Origin of the sequence: Streptomyces sp. NPDC053431, from assembly GCF_044544925.1 — a bacterium.
In the GTDB taxonomy this organism is placed as follows: domain Bacteria; phylum Actinomycetota; class Actinomycetes; order Streptomycetales; family Streptomycetaceae; genus Streptomyces.
This window is the reverse complement of the sequence record NZ_JBITXX010000015.1, coordinates 121,223-128,155: the sequence shown is the minus strand read 5'-3', so window position 1 is coordinate 128,155 and position 6,933 is coordinate 121,223. Positions and strand designations below refer to the sequence as shown.

Below are 6,933 nucleotides of genomic sequence, written 5' to 3'. Positions count from 1 at the left end.
GCCGGGCATCGCGCTCGCGGGGTCCCAGCCGGACGCCGGCTGACCGGTGCCGCCGGGCATCGCGCTCGCGGGGTCCCAGCCGGACGCCGGCCGACCGGGGCCGCCGGGCATCGCGCTCGCGGGGTCCCAGCCGGACGCCGGCCGACCGGTGCCGCCGGGCATCGCGCTCGCGGGGTCCCAGCCGGACGCCGGCCGACGGGGGCTCCGCCCGTCCGGGTGCCGTGCACGCTTACGCCGGCCGTCCCCCCGGCCCCCGCCCCTTCCGGCGCAGCGTGAAGCGCACGGCCTTCTGTGCCACCGGGCTCAGCTCGTCGAGCGCCGCCAGCAGTACGCCCAGGTGTTCGAGGGTGTCGAGGGCGGCCTCGGCGCCGGCCGGGTCGACGCCCTCGTACAACTCCATGCCGACGAAGGAGGCGGCGACGGCCCTGGCGAGTCCGGCGGGGTCGGTGAGTCCGTCGAGCGGGCCGCCGGCCAGCACGCGCCGCAGCACCCGCTCGATCTCCTCGATCCACAGGTCGAGCCCGGCGGCGGTGGCGGGGGCGAGCCGGGGGTGGGTCTGGGCGCCCGCGAGCAGCTGTCCGAGGACGGCGACGTGGCCGGCCTCACGCTCCTCGGCGTGCATCGCCCGCCCGAACGCGAGGAGTTCGGCGAGGCTGCCGACCGCGTGCAGCCGCTCGCGGTGGCGGGCCACCCGCTGCTCGGCGCCGTGCCGGCAGGCGGCCGCGAGGAGCTCGTCGACCGAGCCGAAGTGGTAGAAGATCAGCGCCTGGTTGACGCCCGCGGCGGCGGCCACGGACCGGGCCGAGGTCTTGGCGATGCCCTGCTCGACCAGGGTGCGCAGGGCGCCTTCCAGGAGCCGGTGCCGGGTGTCCTCGGCGCTCACGCCCGCGCCTCCTCGCGGACGGGACGCAGCCCCGGCCGGACGCCGCACTCCCGGACGGAGGCGTACGAGGCCGTGAAGGACCCCTCGTAGCCGAACAGCGGCCCCACGTACCGGTTGACGACCCGGACCCGGATGCGGAAGCGGCCGGTGTCCTCGTCGAAGGACTCGCGCACCTCGGCGTCGGCGCCGACGAGTCCGGGCACCCGCAGGTCCACGGGGCCCTCGCGGAAGCGGTGTTCGCCGGAGCGGATGAGCAGCGAGCCGTCGGGCTCGGCGGACAGGCGCAGTTCGCTGGCGAGGTGCTGGTGGGTGCCGAGGTAGTCGAGCACGCAGCCGCGCGCGGGGCTGTGCACCATCGTCGCGTCGAAGCGGCGCGGTCCGCCGGGCAGTTGGAAGGTGCGCACGAAGGTGACGGTCTCCCGCCCGTACGAGTCGAGGTACGGCACGTTCTCGATGGTGAAGGGCACGTGGCGGCCGGTGCGCGGGAGCAGGATGTTGCGCGTGCCGCCGAGCGCGAGGAACGGCTTGAGGAGCGGTCCGACCAGACCCTTGCCGTGCCAGATCCGGTCCATCGCGCCGCGCCCGACGCAGAGTTCGCCGCTGTCGAGCCCGACGGAGAAGCGGCGGCGCAGTTCCGGGTGCAGCCGTCCGAAGGCGGCGGCGCCCATGGCGGTGCGGAAGATCGAGCTCATGGCTGCTCCAGGGTGGCGAGGAGGCGCGGCGCCCGGCTCCGGCCGGGCGGCGTGCGCAGACAGCGGCGGGCGGCGGGGGTCCGCGGCGACGGCGGTACGAGGAGGGCGGCGGCGAGCCCGAGGACGGCGAGCGGCACCGCGGCGAGCGAGACCGCGCCCAGCGGCAGCCGGGTCACCGCGACCGGGACGGCCACGAGCAGGGCCCGGGCGGCGAGTTCGAGCAGCCAGCGGGTGCGGGCGCGCTCGGGCGTGATCCCGTCCTCGCACCACAGCCGCAGCCGGTCGAAGGACCAGGCCGTCGCCCAGCCCATCAGGGGCCGGAAGAGGAGGCGGTCCGCGACGCGGCCGAAGCGGCCCCAGCGCGGCCGGTAGTCGTAGCCGGTGAGGAACCTGACACCGTCCTCCCCCGGCACGTAACGCCAGTAGCCGCTGCCCTCGGCGAGGAGGGAGAGCGGGTCCGGGGAGGCGAAGCGGAGCGCCGAGACCCGGTCGCCGCCGGCCCGGTGGCGCTCCCCCGCGGAGACACCGGTGCCGGCGACGGCCAGGAAGGGCAGGACGCGGACCGCGTACCGGAAGCGTCGGGGCTCCCCCTCGGCGGACGGCAGGTACGCGATCTCGGTGAACCGCAGGTCCCACCGCTGGTGCTCGGCCGGATCCTGGGTCCGCTCCCAGAGGATGTCCAGGTCGGCACGGACGCGCGCCTCGACGTAGAGCCCCATGGCCCTGCCCCTTTCCCCCTCACCCTGCTTTGAGCGATCGCTCAAAACAGGCCCCGGACAGGACAGTAGCTGGTTTTGAGCGGTCGCTCAAGATCGGCGGGGCTTCGTCTTGAGCGGTCGCTCAAGACGCGTCCGCCCCTCGCGCCACCCGCCCGAAGGAGGCGACGAAGGCGGTGATCAGCCGGGCGAACTCGGTGCGGTCGGCGTCCGGCCAGTCGGCCATCACGCGGGCGAAGACCTGCTGCCGGAAGCGGTGGGTGCGATCCACCTGCTCACGCCCCGCGGCGGTCAGGCCGAGCAGCGTCCGGCGGGCGTCCACGGGGTCGACCCCGCGCACCACCCACCCCTCCTCGACGGCCCGCACCACCAGCCGGCTGGCCCGCGGCTGGTCCACCCCGAGGGCGGTGGCGACGTCCGTGACGGAGCAGGCCCCGTCCCTTTCCTCGACGGCGTCGAGGACGCCGAACAGCGTGGGGTCGATCACCCGGCCGCCGCCCGGCGGCACGAGGCGGCCCAGCGAGCGACGGCTCTGACTGCGACGAATGGCCACCATGGCCCGCTCGACGGCGGCGACGGCTTCCTGCTGGTCTCTCTCCGACATGCATGCTAGTTTACAACTGTTGTTAAAAGACATGCATAGGGGGAGCATCATGGAAGACGTCCGCACGCAGCGCCCGTTCGGCTACTGGCTCAAGCACATCGACGGCGCGATCGAAGACGCCATGGCCCGCCTGTTCGCCGCCGATGGGCTGTCCCGGCGCGGCTGGCAGGTCCTCAACACCGTCTCGTACGAGCCCGTCACCCTCGACCACGTCGACGAGATCATGACCGCCTTCCGGTCCGTCGGCGAGCCGTCCATGCGCCCGTACGTCGACGACCTCGTCCGGCGCGGCTGGGCCGGTCTCGACGCCGACGGCACCGTGGCGCTGACCGCCGAGGGCCGCGCGGCGCACCGCCGGATCTCGGAGCAGGTCGCCGTGCTGCGCACCCGCATGACGGAGTGCCTGTCGCCCGAGGAGTTCGGCACGCTGACGGCCCTGCTCCAGCGGATCGGCGACCACCTCGACACCCTGGCCGCCGAAGCGGCCTGAGGCACGGCGAAGGGCGGGCCCCCGAGCAGATGATCCTGCCTGGGGGCCCGCCCTTCCGCGTACCGTGCGGGCGTCAGGAGCCCAGATGGCGCTCCACCGTCGCGACCTTCGAGGTGAGGCCGTCCGTCACGCCGGGGCGGATGTCGGCCTTGAGGACGACCGAGACGCGCGGTGCCCGCGCCTCCACGGCGGCGACGGCGCGCTTCACGACGTCCATCACCTCGTCCCACTCGCCCTCGATCGAGGTGAACATGGCGTCGGTGCGGTTCGGCAGCCCCGACTCGCGCACCACCCGGACCGCGTCGGCGACGTACTCGCCGACCTCCTCCCCCACTCCCAGCGGGGTGACCGAGAACGCGACGATCATGCGTTCACCACGCCCTCGCGGCGGGCACGGGAGGCGATGACCGCCGCCTCGGCCGCACGCTTCAGCCTGCGCTCGGCGACGAAGCCGCCGAACGGCAGGACGGAGAGGACGAAGTAGAGGGCGGCCGTGCCGAAGCTCCACTTCGTCCGGTTCCAGGCGTCCAGCCAGAAGAGGACGTAGAGGATGAAGAGGATGCCGTGGATCGCGCCCATCACCGGGACCGCGTTGAAGTCCGTGGTCCGCTTCAGCACCGAGCAGACCAGGAGCAGCAGGAACGACACGGCCTCCGGCGCGGAGACGAGCCGGAGCCGGTGCAGCGAGGAAGCGGTCTTGATGTCCACGACAGGGGTCACCTTCGTTCGATCTTGTGAACGGATGCACAAGGGCCGTTCCATTGTGCACGCCGACTTTGCTGTCCCTTTATCCGGGGGCCCAGTACCTTCCCTCCGTGGCAACGTTCCGACTCCAAGGCAGCAAAGTGCTCGCCGTGACCATGACCGGCGACGCCGTGAAGGCGAAGAACGGCTCGATGGTCGCCTACGACGGCCAGATGGCCTTCAAGAAGATGTCCGGCGGCGGTGAAGGCCTGCGCGGCATGGTGACCCGCCGGCTCACCGGTGAGCAGATGGAGGTGATGGAGGTCCGCGGGCAGGGCACCTGCTGGTTCGCCGACCGCGCCTCCGAGATCAACCTGGTCCAACTGCACGGCGACAAGCTGTGGGTCGAGGCGAGCAATCTGCTCTGCACCGACGCCGGCCTGCGCACCGGCACGACCTTCACCGGTCTGCGCGGCGGCGCGACCGGCAACGGCCTGTTCACCACCACCGTGGAGGGCAACGGCCAGGCCGCGATCATGTCCGACGGCCCCGCGGTCGTGCTCCGGGTGACCCCGCAGTACCCGCTGTCCGTCGACCCCGGCGCGTACATCGCCCACCAGGGCAACCTCCAGCAGAACTTCCAGTCGGGTGTGACCTTCCGCACCTTTCTGGGCGAGGGCGGCGGCGAGGCCTTCCAGATCCGCTTCGAAGGTGACGGACTCGTCTACGTCCAGCCGAGCGAGCGGAACACGATCGGGGGTGACGTGTGAGCGTCGCACGCGCGGCCACCGGGCCGCAGACGACGACGGCCACACCTCTGCGCCGCGCGGGCGGCGAAGCGAACGAGGGGGACTGATGCCGTTCCGTGAGATCAACTCGAAGATGATCGAGGCCCAGGTGATCCCCGGGCAGCGGCTCTTCAGCCAGCGCGGCGCGATGCTGGCCTACCGCGGCGACGTCACTTTCACGCCGAACGTGACCGGCGGCCAGGGCGGCCTGATGTCGATGATCGGGCGCCGGGTGGCCGGCGAGGCGACCCCGCTGATGACCGTCGAGGGCAGCGGCACCGTGATGTTCGGGCACGGCGGCCACCACATCCAGGTGATCGCGCTGACCGGCGACACGCTCTACGTCGAGGCCGACCGGCTGCTCGCCTTCGACGGCACCCTGGAGCAGGGCACGATGTTCATGGGCTCGCAGGGCGGGGTCATGGGCATGGTGCGCGGCCAGGTCACCGGCCAGGGCCTGTTCACGACGACCCTGCGCGGTCACGGCTCGGTGGCCGTCATGGCGCACGGCGGGGTCATCGAGCTGCCCATCACGCCCGGCCGCCCGGTGCACGTCGACCCCCAGGCGTACGTGGCCCACCACGGCGACGTGCGGAACAAGCTGTCCACCGCGCTCGGCTGGCGGGACATGGTGGGCCGCGGCTCGGGCGAGGCCTTCCAGCTGGAGCTGAGCGGGAGCGGTGCGGTGTACGTGCAGGCGTCGGAGGAGAAGCTGTGACCGGTCCCGTGGTGCATGACCCGATGACGCTGCCCAGCGACGACAACGTCAACGCGTACACCTTCTGCGTGGAGCTCAAGGGCTCCCAGTGGTTCCTGCAGAAGGGCAAGATGATCGCCTATTACGGGCGGATCGAGTTCAACGGCATCGGACACGGCCGGCTCGACCGGCTGGTGCGCACCTCCTTCCACTCGCCGCTGCACGCGAGCGACTGGGTGGTGGCCGAGGGCAGCGGCAAGATGCTGCTCGCCGACCGGGCCTTCGACGTGAACTCGTACGACCTGGACGAGGGCAACCTGACAATCCGTTCGGGGAATCTGCTCGCGTACCAACCCTCGCTGGCGCTGAAGCAGTCGATCGTGCCCGGCTTCGTGACCCTGATCGGCACCGGCAAGTTCGTCGCCGCCTCCAACGGCCCCGTGGTCTTCATGGAGCCCCCGCTGCGGGTCGATCCGCAGGCTCTGGTGGGCTGGGCGGACTGCCCGTCCCCTTGCCACCACTACGACCACGGCTACCTGACCGGCGTGATGGGCGGCCTGCGCGCGCTGACCGGGATCGGGGGCACCTCGGGCGAGGAGCACCAGTTCGAGTTCGTCGGGGCGGGTACGGTGCTCCTGCAGTCGACCGAGCTCCTGATGCCCGAGCGGGCCATCGGCGAGCCGGGCGGACAGCCCGGTGTTCCGGGCGGCCACGCACCGCACAGTTCCGGCCAGGGGCCGCTGGGTTCCGTACCGCGCCTTCCCGGACAGCTCGGCGACCTGCAGCGTCGCTTCGGGCTGTGAGCGGTAGTCTGCGGAGCGTGACGCGTCGAACACACTCCCAGAGTTCGTCCAGTTTTCAACTTCTTAGGTAGAATCCATACATGGAGACCGAGACGGCCACCCCCTGGCTCACCGACGCCGAGCAGTGCGCCTGGCGCACCTATCTGGACGTCAACAGAATGCTGACGTACCAACTGGAGAAGGACCTCCAGCCCTTCGGCCTGACCATCAACGACTACGAGATCCTGGTGAACCTCTCGGAGTCGGCGGAGCGGCGCCTGCGGATGAGCGACCTCGCCGCGGCCACCCTGCAGTCGAAGAGCCGGCTCTCCCACCAGATCACCCGGATGGAGAACGCCGGGCTCGTCCGGCGCGAGAACTGCGAGTCCGACCGGCGCGGGCTCTACGCGGTGCTGACGGACGTCGGCATGGACACCATGCGGAAGGTCGCGCCGCACCACGTCGAGTCGGTGCGCAAGCACTTCATCGACCAGCTCAGCCCGGAGGCCCTCGGCGACCTCCACGAGTCGCTGAAGCCGGTCGCCGAGCAGCTGCGCGGCCGCCGCGGCAAGCCGTAGGCGCGCAGGAACGAGGAAG

General features: G+C 71.9%; 11 protein-coding genes. 5 read left to right on the top strand and 6 right to left on the bottom strand.

Translation table 11 applies throughout. The features are described 5' to 3' along the window. Positions 1-229: 229 nt before the first annotated feature. From ACIGXE_RS29135 to ACIGXE_RS29120, 4 genes are all read right to left on the bottom strand, one after another. Positions 230-883, bottom strand: a complete 654-nt coding sequence (locus tag ACIGXE_RS29135) for a TetR/AcrR family transcriptional regulator (RefSeq protein ID WP_399751868.1) — start codon at positions 881-883, stop codon at positions 230-232. Then, positions 880-1,575, bottom strand: coding sequence for a DUF4166 domain-containing protein (locus tag ACIGXE_RS29130; RefSeq protein ID WP_399751866.1), 696 nt, complete (start codon positions 1,573-1,575; stop codon positions 880-882). The genes ACIGXE_RS29135 and ACIGXE_RS29130 overlap by 4 nt, the downstream gene beginning before the upstream one ends. Next, positions 1,572-2,294 (bottom strand): hypothetical protein, encoded by a 723-nt coding sequence (locus ACIGXE_RS29125; protein ID WP_399751865.1) that lies wholly within the window; start codon positions 2,292-2,294, stop codon positions 1,572-1,574. The genes ACIGXE_RS29130 and ACIGXE_RS29125 overlap by 4 nt, the downstream gene beginning before the upstream one ends. A 121-nt stretch (positions 2,295-2,415) precedes the next feature. Continuing rightward, positions 2,416-2,895 carry a MarR family winged helix-turn-helix transcriptional regulator gene (locus ACIGXE_RS29120; protein ID WP_399751863.1) on the bottom strand — a complete coding sequence of 160 codons (480 nt, stop codon included), beginning with the start codon at positions 2,893-2,895 and terminating at the stop codon, positions 2,416-2,418. Between the two features lie 49 nt (positions 2,896-2,944). On the opposite strand from ACIGXE_RS29120, the gene ACIGXE_RS29115 reads away from it, so the two are divergent. Further along, positions 2,945-3,385, top strand: coding sequence for a MarR family winged helix-turn-helix transcriptional regulator (locus ACIGXE_RS29115; RefSeq protein WP_399751862.1), 441 nt, complete (start codon positions 2,945-2,947; stop codon positions 3,383-3,385). A gap of 73 nt (positions 3,386-3,458) precedes the next feature. On the opposite strand, the gene ACIGXE_RS29110 is transcribed toward ACIGXE_RS29115, so the two are convergent. Then, entirely contained in the window at positions 3,459-3,752 is a 294-nt protein-coding gene (locus ACIGXE_RS29110) for an MTH1187 family thiamine-binding protein (RefSeq protein ID WP_399751861.1), read from the bottom strand. Further along, on the bottom strand, positions 3,749-4,093 hold the full coding sequence (locus ACIGXE_RS29105; RefSeq protein WP_399751860.1) for a DUF3817 domain-containing protein: 345 nt from the start codon (positions 4,091-4,093) through the stop codon (positions 3,749-3,751). The genes ACIGXE_RS29110 and ACIGXE_RS29105 overlap by 4 nt, the downstream gene beginning before the upstream one ends. A 107-nt stretch (positions 4,094-4,200) precedes the next feature. On the opposite strand from ACIGXE_RS29105, the gene ACIGXE_RS29100 reads away from it, so the two are divergent. The 4 genes from ACIGXE_RS29100 to ACIGXE_RS29085 all read left to right on the top strand — a co-directional run bounded on the left by ACIGXE_RS29100 (position 4,201) and on the right by ACIGXE_RS29085 (position 6,914). Next, complete coding sequence (locus tag ACIGXE_RS29100; RefSeq protein WP_399751859.1) at positions 4,201-4,839, top strand: AIM24 family protein; 639 nt, start codon at positions 4,201-4,203, stop codon at positions 4,837-4,839. Between the two features lie 85 nt (positions 4,840-4,924). Further along, entirely contained in the window at positions 4,925-5,575 is a 651-nt protein-coding gene (locus tag ACIGXE_RS29095) for an AIM24 family protein (RefSeq protein WP_399751858.1), read from the top strand. Beyond that, positions 5,572-6,357 (top strand): AIM24 family protein, encoded by a 786-nt coding sequence (locus ACIGXE_RS29090; protein ID WP_399751857.1) that lies wholly within the window; start codon positions 5,572-5,574, stop codon positions 6,355-6,357. The genes ACIGXE_RS29095 and ACIGXE_RS29090 overlap by 4 nt, the downstream gene beginning before the upstream one ends. An 80-nt stretch (positions 6,358-6,437) precedes the next feature. Further along, positions 6,438-6,914: a MarR family winged helix-turn-helix transcriptional regulator gene (locus ACIGXE_RS29085; RefSeq protein WP_399751856.1), complete on the top strand. Its 477-nt coding sequence runs from the start codon at positions 6,438-6,440 to the stop codon at positions 6,912-6,914. The last annotated feature ends 19 nt before the right edge of the window (positions 6,915-6,933 follow it).

Bases quoted from the DNA above. Each gene is read 5' to 3' on its own strand.
- ACIGXE_RS29110 (WP_399751861.1), bottom strand. From the start codon at position 3,752: ATGATCGTCGCGTTCTCGGTCACCCCGCTGGGAGTGGGGGAGGAGGTC.
- ACIGXE_RS29130 (WP_399751866.1), bottom strand. From the start codon at position 1,575: ATGAGCTCGATCTTCCGCACCGCCATGGGCGCCGCCGCCTTCGGACGG.
- ACIGXE_RS29120 (WP_399751863.1), bottom strand. From the start codon at position 2,895: ATGTCGGAGAGAGACCAGCAGGAAGCCGTCGCCGCCGTCGAGCGGGCC.
- ACIGXE_RS29095 (WP_399751858.1), top strand. From the start codon at position 4,925: ATGCCGTTCCGTGAGATCAACTCGAAGATGATCGAGGCCCAGGTGATC.
- ACIGXE_RS29125 (WP_399751865.1), bottom strand. From the start codon at position 2,294: ATGGGGCTCTACGTCGAGGCGCGCGTCCGTGCCGACCTGGACATCCTC.
- ACIGXE_RS29115 (WP_399751862.1), top strand. From the start codon at position 2,945: ATGGAAGACGTCCGCACGCAGCGCCCGTTCGGCTACTGGCTCAAGCAC.
- ACIGXE_RS29085 (WP_399751856.1), top strand. From the start codon at position 6,438: ATGGAGACCGAGACGGCCACCCCCTGGCTCACCGACGCCGAGCAGTGC.